Source organism: Paenibacillus sp. RC67 (genome assembly GCF_030020805.1).
Classification (GTDB): domain Bacteria; phylum Bacillota; class Bacilli; order Paenibacillales; family NBRC-103111; genus Paenibacillus_S.
The window spans coordinates 4,863,451-4,882,772 of sequence record NZ_CP125098.1; the positions used below are offsets into that span (position 1 = coordinate 4,863,451).

Here is a 19,322-nt window from a genome sequence, read left to right on the forward strand (position 1 = left end):
AAACATAGTAGCATGCAAGCAGGCATCCCCTAATGACTTATGTCACCTGGCGGATGCCTGTTCCATGTACCTTATGCAGTGAGAATTCGTTCCAAATATTGTTTGTTATATATCATGCCTGGATGGTCGGGAACATAGGATAGACCGATATCATTATGATATTTCGCCTTCTCATATTGCCCTAATCTATCATAACAGACGCACAGCTGAATATGGGGGAGCCATGTAGATGCACGATGATCCGACATTCCCATCGTTACCGGCTTTTCTAACGTCGTAGCCAATTTATACCATTCTATTGCTTTTGCATATTCCTCTTTTTCCAAATATAGATCTCCTAGTCGGCAGCAACATTCAGCTCTAGGGAGATCGTACTCGAACGTCCGCAGCAAAGACTTGAGCCGTTGTTCCTCCTCATACAAATGACCATAGCAATCCGCTAGCTTCATACAAGCAGCTATATTATCTTCAATCCAGCCTTCCTGTTTGGCCAGAAACTCTTCGTAACCGAGAATCGCTTCCTCATAGTAGCGATGATCCCGTAATTCATTGGAATAATAGTATAAGTCCCGTGCTGTGAAAGACTCTCCCCGCTCCCAACGTTTTCGATAAATTCCCAGGTTCCTGTCTGAGTACTCTTTATCTTTTTTGTGTGTGATGGCAACCGAGCTATGGTGAATAGTCCCGCCTACCGCTAAATACTCATGAACCGCACCAATCCAAATGAAATTTCGTTCCCGTCGTACCAAACGATTGCGTCTCAGGCTTTGCACAACATGACCTTGAGCATCGAATGCTAGATGATATGGCATCGACACACTGTCTACTCCAGGGGCAAGAGAATATTTCAATGCTATAAATTGCTTTCTGTCCTTTTCCTCAATGACGTCGTCTGCATCCAACCATAATATATAATCCATCGTTGCTTTGCTAAACGCATAGTTGCGAGCAGCGGCAAAATCATCTATCCATTCAAAATCATAAATTTTATTCGTAAATTGCTCAGCGATTCGTTTGGTTCGATCCGTTGAGCCTGTATCCACGATTATGATTTCATCTGCAATATCTTTTATAGAGGATAAACAGCGTTCTAATGAACCTTCTTCGTTTTTGACAATCATACACAAGCTGATCGTAAGGCATCTGCTGCGCTCAAAGCTCTTCTTTTTATATGAGGCTATGCCAGACAGCTCCGATTCCCGATAAATATGGTAGGCTGGATAGTGTGTGTCCACGTACAACTGCAATCCCAAAGCTTGAGCCCGAATACAGAAGTGCCTATCTTCCCCCCAAAACGAAACATTCCGTATCTCTTGAAAGTTGACGCCTTGCATTAACGCTTTACGGCTAATCAGAGTACATGCTCCTAGTCCACCAACCTCATAAATACCAGGAATACGGAGCTGTTGTAAAAATTGAGCGGTTCGTTCGTTTTTCTCCAAGTCATTCATGCTACCCGCGCGATCCTTAGTAAATAATTGATATTCATCCTGAAGCCATACTTGCGGCATCTCCATAGTATTTGGCTGCCAGCGTGTCCAGAAAATATTGGCAATAATATCTTTATCCGCCTGCACGAGCTGCTCAAGAGTAAGTGAATGCAGTACTAAATCCGAGTCGATAAGAAATAAGTAATCATAGTCCTCTTCTCTCGCGTGATCGATCAGGGAATCCTTCAGTCTGGCAACTTTCCAAATTTGCTCCTCTTTCCAGATATGAGTATGCTCATTCGTTACATATGTATTAGTACCCGTATTCTCACATGATCGTCGGATTATCACATTCTCTCGTTCCTGCTCGAATTGCTTAAGCAGTTCACCGGATGCCTCTTCAACATTGTCGTCGATGAACAGGTAATCTACCGTTACGGCTTCTACATTCAATTCAGTCAAAGATAATAAAAATTCTCGCAAAATAGCCGGTTTTTGTTGGACAGGACTTCCGATCAGAACACGTCGCCGCTCCAAAAGCCTCCCCCTTTCCTAGTAAGGCACTTCTCGTCCTTCCTTCATGAACTATTCCTCCATGTGAGAGCTATCGAACTCCAGGAATATTAATCCCTCATTCCCTGCAAACGAACAAGAACCCACCGCTTATTGCCCACCGCTTCTCTGTAAAGCTCCTCATAATGAAACACCCGTCCAAGATCAGGAAGAAACGGATAATGATCAAAATCGTCAATCAATACTAAAGCATCCGGCTTAAGCGCATTGCAAAATAAAGGGTACGCAAAAGAGCGTCCATTACCATGAGGACCATCAACGATCATTGCATCAATGGATTGAGCAGGTAGTGAGAGCTGTTCCAATCCATCGTAGAACGTATTTCTAATCGTATAATGGTCCTCAAGCTCCTTAGGCACAACCGCACCCACCGTGGTCCACCTTCCCAATGATTCTTTTGGTGATGCAAACAAGCTCTCGCTTTGCTCTTCGCTTATTTGTTTCAAGGATAGATTATAAATACTCCCCCCTTCCCATCCCTCCAGAAGCACCGCAAGCTCTTTTGCCCATGCTCCATGATGCTCAAGGGTCGTAACTTGAACCTGCAGTAAATCTAGTTTGAGAAGAGCATGCCAAAATAACGTGGAGTACCCTCCTCCCAGCTCCAGTACTTGAAATTTCTTTGAATTTGCTTCAATACGCCGGCATAAATGAACAATTGCCCCTTTATGAAGCGCTAAGCCATGTTTCCATTCCCATTGGTCAGTATGAGACAAGGCCGTTTCAATATCTCTAACAAGCATTAAACATCCTCCCATGAAACTAGTGTAGGGCTTGGATCAAGGATTGAATCATATTGTTCTTTCCAGCCATACCGCGCATCGGGGTCCAGTTCCATATATCTTTTATACTTAGCTAACCGGTCTTCAGCCCGCGCCCATCCGTAATGCTTTATTCTTGCTGAATGGCATGTATAGGAAAGCTGATTAATCGATTCTGGAAAGCGGCCGCAATGCTGCGGTGTATCCCGCCACTTGGTTTCCATATCCTCACGGTATCTTATAAGAAATGGACGGTAATTTTGATGCGCATACCAATAGCTATCACTCCGATACTGCTTTTCATTCCACATATCGTACAGACGGAAATAAATAGCATCATGCTCTTGTTGTTTCAGAATGTCATCTAATTGCTCGTGAAAATTATCCTCAAACATCTCATCGGCATCCAGATTAAGAATCCAGCTCGGATTAGTCTGAATCGTCTCCTCCCATTGCTGTCTTCGTAAGATGACCTCATTGGAGAATGTGGATTGCTGATTTTCAACAAGCCTCAGAGGAAGTCCACTTAACGTATCACGTACCATATTCACCGTATTGTCCGTACTGCCATCATCGATAATGACTGCTTCATCAATCATATGCTTCAATGAAGCCAACACACGCGGTAAATAACGCTCACTCTCATTGCGAACAATCATTGAAAGGGTTAGCTTCGAATTCAGTGCTCGCATCTCCCACCTCCTTTTGTTACAAAGCTTTTATTTATATAAAAATATGCTTTTACCCTGCGTATTATTTCGAGTTTCTGAACGAATGCCGCAGTATATATTGAAAAATCACTTTACTACGCGAAACACGAAGAACCCCTCCATATAGAGGGGCTTTCTCAAAAAGTCGCTGAGTAGAACTGCTTAATAAGGAATATTCAAAATCTTTTATATCCAAATAAAGGATGCTTTATGAATCTCACGAATATATATCCGGATGTAAATATACTCGTGGTTTGCTAGTGGTTTGCTAGTAGTTTACAAGGGGAGTTACACTCCATTTATTATGCTCTAATGAAGTGATTCTCTGGCCCGTATAAAAATATTTACGCTTGCTTTAAATGTAATAAGGTATTTAAGCAAGAATCAGAATCCGAGCTAGAAAAAAGGGAACCACAGTGTAGTGAAATTATGAAAAATGTGGGACATGATTTCAAAGCTCCAAAACAAACTGACTTTAAGCAATGGCTAAAGGTTGAACTCTTGTATAATAGCGGTTTTTCATATCATTCCTGTGGGTGCGGTGGCCCAGGGTATAGACCGGCTAAATTATCTGAAGTAGAGGAATTCATTAAAAAAAAAATACAATTTTTAAATCTCCAGGAGAGCAATTATTAAAAAGATTATCGATAAATACTTAAAGCATTTTATATGGCCTTTCTAGATATGAATCAACTTTATTTCACATGTGCGGAGTGATTTGGGGCATGACAAAACCTTATACCAAACCAGTAATTATAGCACCTCACTTTGAATGTCCTATCTGGGTTGAAAATAATGTGATACGTAAAGAATACGTTATCTTAAGTGCAGATAGTAGCAACGAAGATGTTAGTTTATTTTTAATACTGTTATTTGGTTATAACGATATAAATGTACAACAAACTCTAGAAGATTCATTTAATGATTTATTTAAGGAAGATCATATTGCAGTCTCAGGCGGAATTGCTTTTTTTGAAAATCAAAACAAAAAAATATTACCTAGTTGTTGTTGTGGATTAGAGAATTGGAATGAGGTGCATCTTTCTGTAAAAAGTAAATCCAGCCCATGGTTAGGACATAATCCAAGCCCAGAGATATTGTATCAGAACAATTTGGTTAGGGTATGGTCGGATAATCCCGACTCATCTGTGGAAAATAGAGAAACACCGTTTTCTATAGAATACGATTACGAGGAATTGCTCCAAAGCTTGGATCATTCACAGAAAGACTTAATTGCATTTATTAATGAACCTTTATTTGAATGGATTTACAATAAAAATAATGAAATTGGAATTGAAATGTTACAGAAAATGAAAAAATGGTTTTTTGATAATACATAGTATGTATGTAATACAAATATAAGGATGACTTATATTAAATAGTATCCTTAAGATATGAACGAAATAAAAAATATTAGAACAAAACAACTACTTATAGAGATAGATTGACAGCATTTGTACCCAGACCCTTTTCGAAATAATGGAAACTAGTATTGATTGAAAATAGGAGATTCCAATGAAAACTATTAATCTAGGCATGATTGGAAGCGGCCATGTCAGTAATCGATATTTTGAAAAAGCGGCCAAACTAGAGGGAGTGCGATTTGTTGCAACTTGCTCTAAACATTTGGAAAATGCAGAGAGGAAGGCAGCCTCGTACGGAGTCCCAAGATGGTATGACGATTATCGAGTCATGATGGACGAAGTGGACCTTGATGCCGTTGTCGTCACTACTCCCCATTCTATGCATGCTGAACCGGTCCTTGCTGCGCTTGAGCGAGGACTGAACGTGCTAAATGAGAAGCCAATGGCTACAACCTTTGAGGATTGTAAGCGGATGGTTGCCCTTGCAGAGGAAAAAAACGTCATCTTTATGAGTTTACCGTTTGATCTACAGCCTGCTTTCTTAGCCGCATCTGAATGTGTCAATGAGCGATACCTCGGAAAGATCACAGGTGCCGAGGCACAGCTTTCCCTTCCAGGACCCTGGCGAGACAATTGGTACTACGATAAATCCATATCGCATGGCGGTGCAGTGCTTGATTGCTTGGTTTATCCGGTCAGCCGACTTGTTGGATTGTTAGGACCTGCTATAAGCGTTATGGCAGAAGTCAATACATTGATTCCAAATCGAATTGTCGGCGACGGCAAAAAAGTGGTCAGTGATGTGGATGATAATGTGACGATAATCGTCCAATTTGCAGAAGGGCAGCATGCCGTCATTCGTTCCTTATGGGGGATGTCGTTCAAACAGAACAATACCATTATTTATGGACGTAAGGGGACCTTGGCTCTTAATGATAGCGGGTTTCCATTGATTGTACAGACATTGGATCAAATCATACCTGATGCTGAACAAGTCACTTGGCGTGGTATGGAGAATTGCTATATCCCTCATGGGGTGATTTCCAAACAGAAAAATGAGAGCGTGATCGCCCACTTTGTTCATTGTCTCAGAACTGGTGAGCAGCCAGTACAATCAGGCAAACAACAGCTGCATGTACATGAGATCATGTTCGGTGCGTATCAATCTGCGGAGTCGGGTCAACGTTATCAGTTGACGACTACGTTTACTCCATGGGCTAGATTGGATCCACAAATATTCGATACTCGCAGCAGTTATATATAATAGTGGAGAAAGTATAGAGGGGAAAAATGAAGCACGCTATCAGAGCAATGAAATCTATTTGATGGCATTATTACCAACGATTTTAATCATTTGCTTCCTAATCCATTTTTATCCCCATACTGGACTTGGAAGAATTGTCGCATTACCTCACCCTAATACCAAAAGCTTAAGGCTTTGCCATAAAAGCAAAGCCTCTGCCTTAAACCTCAAACGAAAAATTCTACAAAGATTATAAATCTTCTCCGTATCCAATCCTCAGTAAAGCTCCCTCACCTAGCCGATCCTTCAGCTGCTGCAGATAGAGACTGCGTGGCTCCACATGCTCCCCATAGGAATCCCAGAAACCGTCCGGACCTCGATTACCGCCATTATCTTTCTTCCCAATGTGTCCAATAGACCAGTTCTGGGCGGTAGGCGGCTGATGAGCAACAAGTGTCCCTTCCGTATTCCATGCTGCATAGTTCGCTCCTGCCCAACCATGACCCGAACCCATATTGAGTCGGTTCATGAGCGAAATCATATCATGGACGTTGTCGTACAGACCTCCCACCGACCAACGATGATGCGGCTCGCTCCAAGTTAAGGGCTGCTCACCTTCACAATCCAGGAACACGTTAGGTCCTGTCACTCTAGAGCCCAGTGTAAAACCGTGGCGATTATTCAGCGCAAAGCATCGGAGCACCAGACCAGACTGTCCAATCAAATAGAATCCGTATCGCCCCACATAAATATTCGTCTCATAAAAGGTGCGGCCGGTCGGATCATAGCCTTTGCCGTTGTAAAACTTTTTATCGGCAATCAGGTTGGAGCTGTCCTCGATGGTGATCCACTTGGAGCCTCTACCAGTCCTGAAAGCGCCGTTAGTGCTGTTGAAATGCTCCAGTGTCACATTCCTGACCCAACCGTTTTTGCAATAATCCAAGTCGACGAACTCGTTCGCATGACGCGTATCATCAACGCCATCACTATTCGGTACCCAGAATGCAATGCCTCGTAAGTTTTCAACACCGACCTCACTAATTCGGGCTGTATCATCGAATTTAGATATTCTTCCTCCCCCCCAGCGGCTTTCAATCGCATTCATCAAGGAGGAATCAACTATGATCGAATTTCCATCGATCCCGGTGATGACATGCTCGAATTCCAGTTCAAACGGTGACCATTGGGTTATCTTAGAGCCGTCAGAGCGCGGTGGGATGCTATCCATACCGATTTCGTGAATCCACGCTGCATTGCCACTTCTTTGTACAATTATGGCATCCCCAATCTCAAAACGTTCAGGATGCTCCACACGAAACGTGTTGGCCCCTACGGGGACATAGCTATCGATAATCTCACTGCTTTCGCCTATTTTCTCACGAAAACCCGCTTCCGAACCGTAAATTCTGATCAATCTTCGCCTTTCGCTTCCTGTAGCGATGAGAATTGTCGCGTCCTGCCCATACAACTGAGCTTTCAGCTGCTCTAGACTTGCACATTGGTCCGGATCGTACCATAGCTTACGTACATCTCCCTGACCTCCCCCCGCAGTATGACGCCGCTTACCCTGATTTCCAGGGAAGAAGCGATTTCATAAACCCCTTTGGCCAGCAAGACCGCTCCACGGAATCCATTCGCATCCAATGGCAATTGAGATACCTGGTCGATAGCTTTTTGAATATGGCTTGTATTATCGCCAGATATAGGAACCAGCTTTATTTGAACCGGTACGTCGGGAATCGATTCGCCTCCTCCTCGGTAGCCAACTCCCGAGAAATCCGGAAGACGATTGCCGCGATAATCCGGCAAATAGTTCATAGCACCTGTCTCATTCGTATAAGCAGCTTTACTGCTGCGTGCAGGAAGCTCCGAGATTAAAGTGAAATAATAATATTCGCTGCGAGTCGCGTTCCCCTCCAGTGAGAGTTCCACTTCAACTCTATAAGCACCCAGCAACGCAGACTTCTCTTGAAAGCTGAGAACAGTTTGGTCATTGGCTTCAATGTGCTTGTTCATAGCAGATGCCACTACTTGACCTGTAGGCAAATGAATGATTTTCACCGTGACGCTTCCTCCGCTATTAATCGTTATCGTCACATCTGGATATGCATCTTCAGGCGCCAATAGCGCAGGATAACCTACCTTGGTGTCCATCTTTTCGTGCAAAAGCTCGATCAGAGCTTCGTCTTTCCACACTGTAACATCTGATTGCATAGTAACGCCTCCGATAGTTTTCCTAATTTATACAAATGCTTCTTAAGAAGCATATACTGAAAGCGGCAACACAATAAATGTCCAGTCTTCATTTCTTTTTGCTTCATTTTCATATTCCGACTCCTTTTTGTTGCAAAAAAAAAACAGCATGACCGCCAAGGCTGGGCATACTGTTTGGTTATTAACACCTATTACATATCAAATCTTCTTCTATAGCCGCACTTTCTGCACAGCTCCTCAACGACCTCTCTCCGCGAGAATCCGTCATACAATCGATTCGCTCTCTCACCCTCGATAATTTCTGCAAACGGCTTGTCATGTACATTTCCTAAATTAATAACTCCCTCTCCATCCAGGCAGCAAGGTACAACCGTTCCGTTAGACAATATTGCAGCTTGGTTGCGAAGCCCGTGACAGAAGCCTTTTCCGTCATCCTCATCTTCTTTGAGATCCGGCCACTGGAATTCATGATCCTGATTAATATAGATGCGCTCAGCAATTTTGGTTCCGCTGCCGCGAACGACTTTTTCTTCAATCTTGTAATCCAGATCAAATTCTTCCTCTATCATCCCAAGAATCTCGCGATTTCGGCTCCGCTCTGCATTCGTAGCATTATCCGTATCCAGATTCCAAAGTCTTAAGGAAATAGTAACATTATTCTTCTCAGAGGCTTCTTTAGCGAAAGAAAGGACGTTGGCGATATATCCTTCCCTATCCGTCGAGCCTACGTGTCCATCAAAGCTGTGCAGAGAAATATTCACCTGTCTGAGTGCAGGCTTCATCAAAATTTTATGCTTTACCTTAGGAATTAGCGTTCCGTTTGTCGTCAAATTCACTTGAAACCCGCGCTCATGACTTAAGTCTAGCAGTTGGTCGATCTTCGGATGAAGCAGCGGCTCGCCTTTGACATGAAAATAAATATAGTCCGTATGAGGCCGCACTTGATCTAAAATATGGGTAAATGCATCGATTTTAATAAAATTGGCTTCCCGCTTCGTCGGAGGACAGAAGGTGCAGGCCAGATTGCATACGCTCGTTATTTCAATATAAAACTTTTTGAATTTTTTCATCGCTGTATCCTTCTATTATTAGATTCTATTCTATTATAATCTAATCATTGCACAAATCCATCTATTTATCTAGCTGCATCAAATGGTAATGCAGCATGAACCGCTCTTATAACTAAAGTTAGAAGGTCAGAACCCCACGTGCGTACCTTGCATAATGTGTATGATAGGCAAATGACCCTAATTGAAGGAGCGAAGCAAATGTCTGTATTGTCATTGGAAATCGCCAAATATTTATTGAGAATCGCAGAACAAAAGTCGAAAGAGCTTGGCATCGACGAGTCCATCGCCATAGTGGATGAGGGCGGCAATCTGTTAGCTTTCCATCGAATGGACGATGCCAAGCTTGGAAGCATTGATATTGCCCAGAATAAAGCCTGGACAGCGCTAGCGATGAGAGTACCTACGGCAAATTTGGCCAAAGCCGCCCTTCCCAATGGAGAATCGTATGGCATCAATACGACAAACCACGGTCGGATCGTTGTTCTCGGAGGTGGTGTACCGATCACTTGGAACGGCAAGGTGGTTGGAGGGATTGGTGTCAGCGGAAGTACGAGCGCGAATGATGTCATAGTGGCTAACGCAGCTATTCAGGCATTTGAAGGTCTCCCTCATGCTAGAATAGGCTTTAATTAGTTGGGGAATGATACCGGAAACGAACGGACTAGGCCAACAACAAAGCGCTCCCACAGCTCTTTCAAGCTGCAGGAGCGCTTCAATGTTCCATTGAACACAAGCCTTATAGCATTACTAATGTTTTGCTGCTTTGATCTGAAAACTTCGTACGAATGGAGTATACCCCGTGGCTGTCAACCTTGTACAAGTCTGTTCCGCGACCCCCGTAACCACTCTCCAATAGCCGATAGGCAGACGATGTTCCAAGCAACCGCCGGTAATTTCAAGTGCTGATAATGGCTCAATATTCAAACCAGAGTCACGTTTGATGATAACCTCAGGTTCACTGAACCATGTTATGCTGTCATTCTCAATCAGCTGCATCCCTGTCTTTCCAGCCAGTTGGGATCCTGGACGAACCAGCCATTCAACCGATATAGGAATATTGGTCGTTCCCTCCGACGAATCGACTTCAATTTCCACCGAATCGTTGTGAATGCGTACCGTCACGGAAATCTTCAAATCCGCTTGCATCCATTCTTCTCTCTTGCCCTCAAGACGGTGACGAAGATGAAGCGGCCATCCTTTATAGTGCTGTTCCAAACGGTAATGTCCTTCTCCAAGCTCGGTAATGGAATCCGGCTTAAAGGACTGCTCCCCCTGATAGGCGAATTTGATGTACAAGCCGTCAATTACCGTTCTGCCATGATGGACAGTTAATATATTTCCGCTCGCTTCTCTGCCTCCACGTTCCTTCTTAACCTCTCCCTTAGGAAGATCGTACATCAACGTACAAGCAAAGTCATCGTTGCGGTATCGGACGATACCCGTGGAACGATAGTGATTCAAATAACGTGAAGGCAGCTCTTCTCTTTTAAGCTGCTCTTCCCGGAATCTATCCTCTTCAAGCAGCAGCAAAGCAGGATAAAAATCACCTGGAGACCCCCCGTTCATTTCGATCCAATCCAGCTGCAAATCCGCAGCTTTGGCATACTGCCCGTTAGAATCAAGAACAGCCATTTCCTTGAACATGCTGTATCCACCCATGGAGCAGTTCGATCTTCCCCGATCCTGTCTCCGGCTAAATGCCGATTCGCTCTCTCCGCTAGGCTGCACGTTATGCATAATAAAATTCAAATTTCTTCTTACGGCATCCAGCAGGACTTCAGGCTGCATAAACCTTGCTGCGATCAGCATTCCCTTATTCGCTACGGTGTTATAATTCGGACTATTCTCATAGTAATAACTGCCATCCTCATTAATATCAATTCCATCGGCAAGGAAATCCTCAGCTTTAGCCAAGTAGCCGTCATCCCCAAACAAATCAGCCACCGATGCGAGGGGAGCAATGCCCGCCGCCCAGCGGTGATTTGGTGTATAGAGAACGCCGTCTCGTACCGCATTGGCACCTTTGATGATATAGGACTTTAGCTGCTCGCGCAGCTCATCATGCTCGATTCTTCCACCTCGTTCCAACCGCACATAATGACGGCAAAACGCAGACAATGTGAAGCCAACCTCACACGGTGCGTGCTTCCACACCCCAAGATCAATCGTTCCATCACTATACTGCCTGCTTAGCAGAAACTTGATTCCAGCTTGAATTCGATGCAATAAATCGTCAGAGAAGCTGTAAGTAGAATCGGAATTTAGATAAGACGTTAATAAGTAAATAATGGAATATGCAGAAGGACGAGTATCCGTATACAGTGTTACTGGGTTTCTGAAGCCACCATAATCTCGGTCTGTCGTTTCCAAGACCTGTTTGGGCAGCAAAGACCGAACGTACCGATCCGTAAGCTTTACCATCCGTTCGTAATGCATTGAAAACTCCCCCCTTTTTACCCTAGAAAAAGATTTGCTGTTGTTGCAACGGCAGAGTCGCACAAATTAACTTTACTATTGATTTCTCGTTACTTGCCAATCTCCATTCTTTTGAATCCTTACATGCAGCGGAGTCGGCTGCCATTCATCAGTAGGCTGCAGCTTGATGTTAACCGTTCCATCGGACAATACCTCAGTAGCTATTCCTTTCGACTCCTCACGCGGATCAACAATCAACGAATGAAAATGTTTTTTGCCAGCAACCGATATCCCGGAAACGTCAGCTTCATGAGGAACCAATACCGAGACGAAGGTTTCTTCCCGTCCTGCTACCAGGACTGTCTTATCGTAGATTGCATAGGATTTATCATGCCACAGCTTCGGCTGAAATTGAACGCCAAACTCATGGCCGCGCTGCGGATGGAAGTAGACCATCAAACTTTTCCCAAGCTCCGCATCCGCAACCGAATCAAACCAGAACAGACCTTGCTCATCCGGCCTGTTGATCTGCCATACCGGACCTCCCGCTAATCCTTCCGCTTCCTTTCCCGGTACCAAACGGTCAACAACCAGAAGAACTCCTTCTTCCGTCAGAAGAGTCTGACGTGTCCAGCAGGAATCATGCGTATACACGCCTTCATACTCCATAGAGCCAAAGCTGTCTTCTCCTTGCTTCGTCGTTACAGCTGACTTTAATATCCCGCCCTGCTGATGATCTGAATATAAGCTTCTGCAGGTCATTCCGTTGACAAAAACCCGAATAGGAGTCCGTAAGTAATCTCTTACATCGCTGATATATAAGTAGTCGTAGCCGATTCGATGGTATTCGTCTGTAAGATGGACGGTTTCATGGAGACCTTTCCAGGTCAGATCCAGTCTTCCAGGCGGACTAACGATCTTCAATACACGCTCGCCCGTTAACTCATCAGTAACAACCGATACCCATTTGAGCATTTCATCTTCATTGAGTACCTTCTTTTCCTCCGAGGTTCCTTTCTTGCCGTCCTCGTACAAGGTAACTTCCAGCTGTTTCATCAGCGCTTCCGGCTCAATCAAGACCAGCTTTCCTTTGGATCCACCCAAATGAATGTTTTTAATCAGCAGTTCAACGGGACCGTCGGCCGGAGCCACTTCGCGGTAATCTCTGTACCACTGCATGCTTTTTGGAAACTCGTGCTTTCCTCCCCGTAGAAACGTATGGAAAGACAATGTAACGGTTCGTACTGTCAACAGTTCATTGTCCCCAGCCATCCCTTCAGGATTGCCGAGATGCACCCCATAGGGGCTTTCTTTATCCAGGAAAAAATGCGGCAAGGGCATCATCGTCTCATCGCCAACAACCGTTTCTCCTGTATGGCGGAACGTATCCGGTGTGCTGTACAACTGTATGTATCGCTCGGAAGGATTGAAATCCCTCAGCATCCGCAAGCTGGAGGACGCTTTATACCAATGGTTCGATAGAAGTCCTTTCGTGTAGCAAAATGGAAACTCCGACAAAGCGTCGTCCACAACTAACGAATTGCTTTGGCCCACCCACTTTTGCCAGCCTGAGCGCTTAATATACATAACTCCGTTGACTTCATAATGATATAGATCCCCGCGGTTATCCTCGTGCCCATGATGCAAGGTTTCCATTCTATCGTTCAAGTAAAACGCAGCAAAAGGCTTATCCTCTACTCGCGATGGATTAAGAATCAACCGGTCCGGAATCTTATAAGTCTCTGGATACATGGTCTGCACTTGACCTGCGGAAGGGGGCAGTACAGGCTCTATACCGATTGCTTTGAATTTTGCGAATTTCCGTTCAAGTGCCGACACTGTCTCTTCCTTCGGTATTCTGCCGCTATTAGCATTGTAGTAGCCGCCGTATTCGCCAGCCAAGAACGCCTGTTGCGCAGCCCATAGAAATGTACCGTCACCTGTGATTTCCGCCATTAAAGACAAGGCGTCTACATAAGCCGACTGAGTTCCTCCATCTCCAGGCTGTATAGCAAGTCCTGACGGGCTAATGTGATCTCGGTAGCGTCTAAAGGCAGCAAGTGCCTTCTCACTTCTCAGCTCTTCTGTCTTACCAAGAATGAGGCCTAGTTCAATGATCGGCTTAATATTATGCGCGACATAACCCGGTTCATAGCAATCTCCCGGACCATACCAATCTTCCCATACCGCTTCGGCATAGGCAGTCCAAGTAGCTGCCTCCTGAACGTCAGAGAACCATTTGGAAGCAAGCGCATGCCCGATCGCGAAGAAAAATGACCGGTTGTTCGCTCCCCTCTCCGCCGGATTCAGTATGTCTCTTGCAAGCTCCGATACATTAGATTTCAGCTCATTGTCCACAAGGTTTTTATGGCAAAGCTTGTCGAAGAGCTGGAAGTATAAGCCCTGGGAGAAGAAACAGCTTCTGAGCGTCTGTCTGATCGAAGCTCCCGAATGCGCAGTATGGGAAGCTTGGCCTTGAACGCCATGATCTCTATCCTGTTTCCAAGCCTCCGTAAGCAGCCTTACGCGTACAAGGGCTAGTTCTGCACCACGAGTCTCGTCACCTCTCATCTCGTTTAGAGCGCTGCTCAGATACCGTCGCACCTCCATCGTTGGCTTCAGTTCACTGCGTATTTGTTCTTCAGTCAGCATATCTTATCCCCCTCTGCTCTCATAAAAGGAGAGCCGGCACGCATGGACGTGCAGACTCTTCCCCATTCACTAGTATTCGATTGCTAGCTTGTAATTTGAGGCACCTTCCGATTGTACATCTCGGACAACAAGATTAAGGTCAACCCTTGCCCATACAATGCGGAAATGATCGGAATTCGGTTATAGGCTTCTATGGTCTCCATGATAGGTGTTCCTCCCGAAACTCCATCTACCCGACCGTCATCCTGAATTTGTCCGAGTACCGCTTTGCAGGTAAGTACTACCCGATTGGTATAAGACGGGTCAAGCATGCCCGTGCGGACAGAATGGAGAATACCTGCGGCAATTCCTGCGCTGCCAGATGTTTCTTGATAGAAGGAGTTCTGATCCATAACGGTATGCCACAAACCATTGGCTCCGCAATAGCTGAGTACTCCGTCTACCAATGCGCGATATCGCTCCATTAAGTCGCTCGGAATATCGATGATATTCTTCAGCTCTTCCACGATCATCGGAAGTCCGATCACAACCCATGCATTGGCACGAGTCCACTTCGCTGAGGACATATGGTTGCCTTCAATACAGTTCCATCCGTGGAATAAAACACCTGATTCCGGCTGCTGGAGCAGCTTAAAATGAATTTCCGTCTGAGCTAAAGCCTCCTGTGCGTACTCTTTACGTCCAGTCAATGCGGCAAGTCTTGACAGAAACAATACGGCCATGAAGATCGTATCCGCCCACACCTGCTCGGGGAAGCTCGCCTTCTCCGTGACCGTATGTTCAAAAGCCCCTTCACGGGTCCTTGGAGCCGTATGCAGCATCCAGTCTCCAATGCTAACAGCCTCTTCAAGGAAATACGGGTTATTCGTTCTTCGATACAATTCCGGGAACACCGCGTATGGCGCCATGGAGTTGATAACCTTTGCTTGTGCCGCTTTGTCCTTATTACGTTCTACCCAAGACTCCAAAAATTGCAAAGCCTGTGCATCTCCGGTCATCTCAAAATAATGCAAAACCGAGATGATCCCCACTCCTGGGGTCCAGTCCCACTGGTGAATATCCATACCCCAATCGCCGGATTTAGAGGATGTAGTGTAGTTGTATACTTTCTGTAGCACCTGTTGAATTTCCATTTTGTCTAATTCCATCGCCAGCAAATGGTTACCTCCGCTCATTCTTTTGTTAGAAAGCGATTCCATAAATCTGATCTTATTATAAAGGTTTCACACTTCAGCTTCTTCCACTACATTGTGCAAATTTATAATTATATTGCTGTTTATAAAACGTGTTATAAAAAAATTTAAAACGTTAATATAACTGGATTGTTTTTTTTCACCAGACGAAGTACATTATATTGTAGATCCATATGCACTTTGGCAAGAAGGGGGAACGGTGGATATGATACCGAACCAAGTCAGACGTACAGACGACTTTGTTAATAACAAATTTAACGATATGCCTATTTCGATGAAATACCTTGAAACCGAAAACCATTTCTACATGGACTTTCATTCCCATCAAGGATTTGAAATTTACTTTTTCATAGAAGGTAACGGTTGTTTTCTTATAGAGGATCACATTTACCCTCTCGAGGGGATGGATCTCATCTTTATTTGCCCTAATGAATCCCATAAGAGCTCACCTAATCTGGATATCCCGAATACGAGGAGCGTGCTGCACTTCCTTCCCGAGCTGCTGGATCAGCAAACCAGAGAGGCTCTTCTGGAAATATTTCGTCAAGGACTAAAGTATCGGCATCTAAGGCTCGACAGCAGCAGACTGGATCGTTTTCATTATTTATGGAACCGCCTTCATGACAATTATGCACACAGACCCGACGATTTTTTGTTATCCATCCGGATCTATTTAAGCGAGCTTCTTCTAGAGATTAGGCACTATATGTTCCAAGCCTCTGCCCTGCAGGCAGATCAGGTGGACCGAAGCTCGATTAATCCGAAGATTGAACAGGCAATTCAATATATTTCCAATAGCTATTCTGAAAATTTAACTTTAGATAAAATCGCGGCGGAGCTGTTTCTTAACCGGTATTATTTATGTCATTTGTTTAAAAAAACGTTAGGCATTACGATTTCTGATTTCCTGCTTCAGACTCGCTTTCACCATGCGAAGCAGCTATTGATACATACTCAAATGCCCGTATCTGAAGTGTCCGATAAAGTTGGTTTCAACAGTCTTTCCTATTTTACAAAAGCGTTTCGAACCTACACCGGACTTACACCGCGCGATTATAGAAAAAATAATGCCAATTAATCGAAAAGGGCGGCCCTCGGATAAGGACTGCCCTCTACATTGTTCTAGGAATCTAAGCGCTCTCAATTGGTTATTTATTCGCCTCTGAAGCCAATATTTGATTGGCCTTTTCTTCTGCAGACCGCAATGCCGTATTGATATCCTGGTTCAAAGCAACCCCTACTGCATCGTTGTACGTTTTCTCCACCAAAGAATCATACTTGGATTTGAACGGTACGGAAGCAAATTTATTCGTGAACACCGCTTTCAGGTTCTTGCTTTTAAACTTGCTGTCCTGACCAAACGCTTTCTTGACTGCATCGTTGTTTAATACCGGCATAATCCCTTTCTTTGACAGCTTCATCTGAACTTCTTCCGAGACCAAATACTTCACAATCTCCGTAGCTTCATCCTTGTGCTTACTTGTCGAGGTTACACTGAAAAAGGTTGGGTACGGCTGGGAGCCAACGCCGGGCATGTCCTTGAATGTAGGGATAGGAACCATATCCCAATTGAGCGTTTCATACTCCTTATTAATAAACATGGCAGAAGATAAATACATGAACATCGCCGCTTCCTGCGTGAGGAAATTCGGCATACGGTTATTTTTGCTTGTAAATGCGTCGAGCCCAGATGCCTTGTACGGAGTCAGGAAGGCCGTTTCATAATATTTCCGCCAGTTGTCACTAGTGATAGCCGATTTGAGTCCATCCTGCTTCAGGTAAGGCTGAGACAGCTGATTCATCCGCAGCGCATGGTTAGCCGAGGTCGTATACCCGACATATACATTGCTGTCATCAGTTCTGCCAAGCTTCTTGGACAGCTCGTTTAACTCGTCCCAGGTCATTTGCTCCTTAGGATAGCTCACTCCGAATTTATCGAATAAATCCTTGTTATAGTACATCACCAAGTTATTGTTGAATACGGGCACTCCCCACATTTCTTTGCCGCCCGAAGCGATTTTGGCAGCTTCCACCGTCACCGGCTCCAAGCTCCCTAAGTCAAGGTTATGCTTCTTGATCAAATCGGTCATATCCATTTGCAGCTGATAGTTTTGTACGGTGCTGAAGATCCCGATGGAGTCAAAATAAAGGTCAATTTGCTGCCCTGCGGTTATCATCTCTTGAATAGACGGTCCCTCTTTCTTCCAAGGAAGATACGTCAGCTTCACGTTCGGATATTTGGCGGCAATCAAATCCTGGAAACGATCATTGAAGCTTTCGACGGAGTCACCACTTGCCGACACGATGAATAATTCAATGGGTTCTGTCCCCATTTTGAACGCTGCGGGAGCTGCAGAGTCCTTGACACCCACACTAGGTTTATCACCGCCGCTGCATGCTGTTATAGAAACCAGCAAAATAGATGGAACCAACAAGTGCAGTATGTTCTTTCTTCTCATCCTTATCTTCCTCCTACAATCTCATCTTCCATGTATCGCCGCCTATGAAGTCATTCCTCACCTAAAGATAGCGCTTACAATATTAATCTCATTATAGGGAATTCAATTTATTTCCAGTAGTACAATACTAGGATTAAATCGTCGAATCCTAACCTATTAATGCTATTCTGATATTTATTGCCTCCTCCTTCCGATATTCTTGATGTCACCTTATTACCTCGATATATACAGTTTCCTTTTGTTTTATCGTATACTAGCTGTAAGCAAAACAACCTCACGAGCTGCCCCTTATGCATACGATTAAATCGTTCATTCTTAACATGAAAGGTGAAAGGTGATCCTCATGCTGCCCTTTATTTTGTCCAACGCTAATCCGCAGCAAAATCCCCCTCCTCTCTACATTTACTGCATAGGCTATCATGAACAAAAGGCAACGTCCCGGATGACCGGCTTCCCTGTGTATCAGCTCTTTTTCACGCGTAAAGGAAGCGGAATTTTTCGTATCCTAGGGCACAAGGATATTCTCATGACAGAAGGGACAGTGCTTTTGTTAGGTGAAGGCGCTCCGCACGAATATTTCCCCGTTAATAAGGACGAGGGATGGGAGCTTGGTTTCATCGGCTTTCAGGGGGAGGCTTCACGCAGTGTTGCGGAGGTGGCGGGTGTAAATAGGAGCGTAATGATCCATAAGGAAGAGTTTGAGCCTATGTGGGCTGAGCTTATCCAGCTGTGGCATTTAATCAACGACGCTATACCAGAAGGTGCCTGGGAAGCATCGCGACGCTTGTATGGGATTCTGCTAGCCTTTCAAAAAAATAGGACTACGGACGGTCGGCAGGAGGAGCTGCGTTCTCGGGAGCAATCGAATAAAGCGTTAAAACATGCGATTCACATTCTTCAGGAGCATTATAACGAAGATCTGCATTTGGCAAATGTTGCTCGCGCCGTTGGCTATTCCGTGCAGCACTTTCACCGGCTGTTCTTGAACGCATACGGTTTGACGCCGAATCGTTATCTGCAAATGGTCCGTTTGCGAAGAGCGCTGCAAATATTCCAGCACGATCCCGGTATGGCTATAGATGAGGTTGCTGGACAAGTCGGGATGGAAACAAGCTACTTCATCAAGGTGTTCAAAAAAATTTACGGGACCACACCAAAACAGTATGTCATACGATATGTTGGAAAAAATGACACTGTGGAATAGGCTGCACAAGTGGATTGGGCAGAAAAACAGCCTG

At 44.6% G+C, this 19,322-nt stretch carries 16 protein-coding genes; 6 read left to right on the forward strand and 10 right to left on the reverse strand.

The features are described 5' to 3' along the window. Positions 1–71: 71 nt before the first annotated feature. The 3 genes from QMA13_RS22355 to QMA13_RS22365 all read right to left on the reverse strand — a co-directional run bounded on the left by QMA13_RS22355 (position 72) and on the right by QMA13_RS22365 (position 3,456). Positions 72–1,967, reverse strand: coding sequence for a glycosyltransferase (locus tag QMA13_RS22355; protein ID WP_282935949.1), 1,896 nt, complete (start codon positions 1,965–1,967; stop codon positions 72–74). Positions 1,968–2,053: 86 nt separating this feature from the next. Beyond that, the gene (locus QMA13_RS22360) at positions 2,054–2,746 is read right to left on the reverse strand and encodes a class I SAM-dependent methyltransferase (protein WP_282935950.1); all 693 of its coding nucleotides are present in this window, start codon (positions 2,744–2,746) and stop codon (positions 2,054–2,056) included. After that, positions 2,746–3,456: a glycosyltransferase gene (locus QMA13_RS22365; protein ID WP_282935951.1), complete on the reverse strand. Its 711-nt coding sequence runs from the start codon at positions 3,454–3,456 to the stop codon at positions 2,746–2,748. Before QMA13_RS22365 ends, QMA13_RS22360 begins: the two co-directional genes overlap by 1 nt. A 447-nt stretch (positions 3,457–3,903) precedes the next feature. Here QMA13_RS22365 and QMA13_RS22370 point away from each other — a divergent pair, with 447 nt between their 5' ends. From QMA13_RS22370 to QMA13_RS22380, 3 genes are all read left to right on the forward strand, one after another. Next, complete coding sequence (locus QMA13_RS22370) at positions 3,904–4,110, forward strand: hypothetical protein (RefSeq protein ID WP_282935952.1); 207 nt, start codon at positions 3,904–3,906, stop codon at positions 4,108–4,110. An 89-nt stretch (positions 4,111–4,199) separates the two neighbouring features. Next, positions 4,200–4,814, forward strand: coding sequence for a hypothetical protein (locus QMA13_RS22375; protein WP_282935953.1), 615 nt, complete (start codon positions 4,200–4,202; stop codon positions 4,812–4,814). Between the two features lie 175 nt (positions 4,815–4,989). Continuing rightward, complete coding sequence (locus QMA13_RS22380) at positions 4,990–6,102, forward strand: Gfo/Idh/MocA family protein (RefSeq protein ID WP_282935954.1); 1,113 nt, start codon at positions 4,990–4,992, stop codon at positions 6,100–6,102. Positions 6,103–6,331: 229 nt separating this feature from the next. Here QMA13_RS22380 and QMA13_RS22385 read toward each other — a convergent pair whose 3' ends face one another. The 3 genes from QMA13_RS22385 to QMA13_RS22395 form a co-directional block, all read right to left on the reverse strand. After that, positions 6,332–7,549, reverse strand: a complete 1,218-nt coding sequence (locus QMA13_RS22385) for a hypothetical protein (RefSeq protein WP_282935955.1) — start codon at positions 7,547–7,549, stop codon at positions 6,332–6,334. A 17-nt stretch (positions 7,550–7,566) separates the two neighbouring features. Continuing rightward, positions 7,567–8,295, reverse strand: a complete 729-nt coding sequence (locus QMA13_RS22390) for a hypothetical protein (protein WP_282935956.1) — start codon at positions 8,293–8,295, stop codon at positions 7,567–7,569. A 191-nt stretch (positions 8,296–8,486) separates the two neighbouring features. Then, positions 8,487–9,365, reverse strand: coding sequence for a radical SAM/SPASM domain-containing protein (locus QMA13_RS22395; RefSeq protein ID WP_282935957.1), 879 nt, complete (start codon positions 9,363–9,365; stop codon positions 8,487–8,489). A 198-nt stretch (positions 9,366–9,563) separates the two neighbouring features. Between QMA13_RS22395 and QMA13_RS22400 the strand changes: the two genes are divergently transcribed. After that, on the forward strand, positions 9,564–9,998 hold the full coding sequence (locus QMA13_RS22400) for a GlcG/HbpS family heme-binding protein (protein WP_282935958.1): 435 nt from the start codon (positions 9,564–9,566) through the stop codon (positions 9,996–9,998). 114 nt (positions 9,999–10,112) lie between these two features. Here QMA13_RS22400 and QMA13_RS22405 read toward each other — a convergent pair whose 3' ends face one another. The 3 genes from QMA13_RS22405 to QMA13_RS22415 all read right to left on the reverse strand — a co-directional run bounded on the left by QMA13_RS22405 (position 10,113) and on the right by QMA13_RS22415 (position 15,631). Next, positions 10,113–11,801, reverse strand: a complete 1,689-nt coding sequence (locus tag QMA13_RS22405) for a hypothetical protein (RefSeq protein WP_282935959.1) — start codon at positions 11,799–11,801, stop codon at positions 10,113–10,115. Positions 11,802–11,876: 75 nt separating this feature from the next. Then, positions 11,877–14,432 carry a hypothetical protein gene (locus QMA13_RS22410; protein WP_282935960.1) on the reverse strand — a complete coding sequence of 852 codons (2,556 nt, stop codon included), beginning with the start codon at positions 14,430–14,432 and terminating at the stop codon, positions 11,877–11,879. 83 nt (positions 14,433–14,515) lie between these two features. Continuing rightward, a complete protein-coding gene (locus tag QMA13_RS22415; RefSeq protein WP_282935961.1) occupies positions 14,516–15,631 on the reverse strand; it encodes a glycoside hydrolase family 88/105 protein in 1,116 nt (371 codons plus the stop codon). Positions 15,632–15,830: 199 nt separating this feature from the next. Here QMA13_RS22415 and QMA13_RS22420 point away from each other — a divergent pair, with 199 nt between their 5' ends. Then, positions 15,831–16,703, forward strand: a complete 873-nt coding sequence (locus tag QMA13_RS22420) for a helix-turn-helix transcriptional regulator (protein ID WP_282935962.1) — start codon at positions 15,831–15,833, stop codon at positions 16,701–16,703. A gap of 70 nt (positions 16,704–16,773) precedes the next feature. Here QMA13_RS22420 and QMA13_RS22425 read toward each other — a convergent pair whose 3' ends face one another. Further along, the gene (locus tag QMA13_RS22425; RefSeq protein WP_282935963.1) at positions 16,774–18,084 is read right to left on the reverse strand and encodes an ABC transporter substrate-binding protein; all 1,311 of its coding nucleotides are present in this window, start codon (positions 18,082–18,084) and stop codon (positions 16,774–16,776) included. 343 nt (positions 18,085–18,427) lie between these two features. On the opposite strand from QMA13_RS22425, the gene QMA13_RS22430 reads away from it, so the two are divergent. Continuing rightward, the gene (locus QMA13_RS22430) at positions 18,428–19,288 is read left to right on the forward strand and encodes an AraC family transcriptional regulator (protein WP_282935964.1); all 861 of its coding nucleotides are present in this window, start codon (positions 18,428–18,430) and stop codon (positions 19,286–19,288) included. Positions 19,289–19,322: the final 34 nt, after the last annotated feature.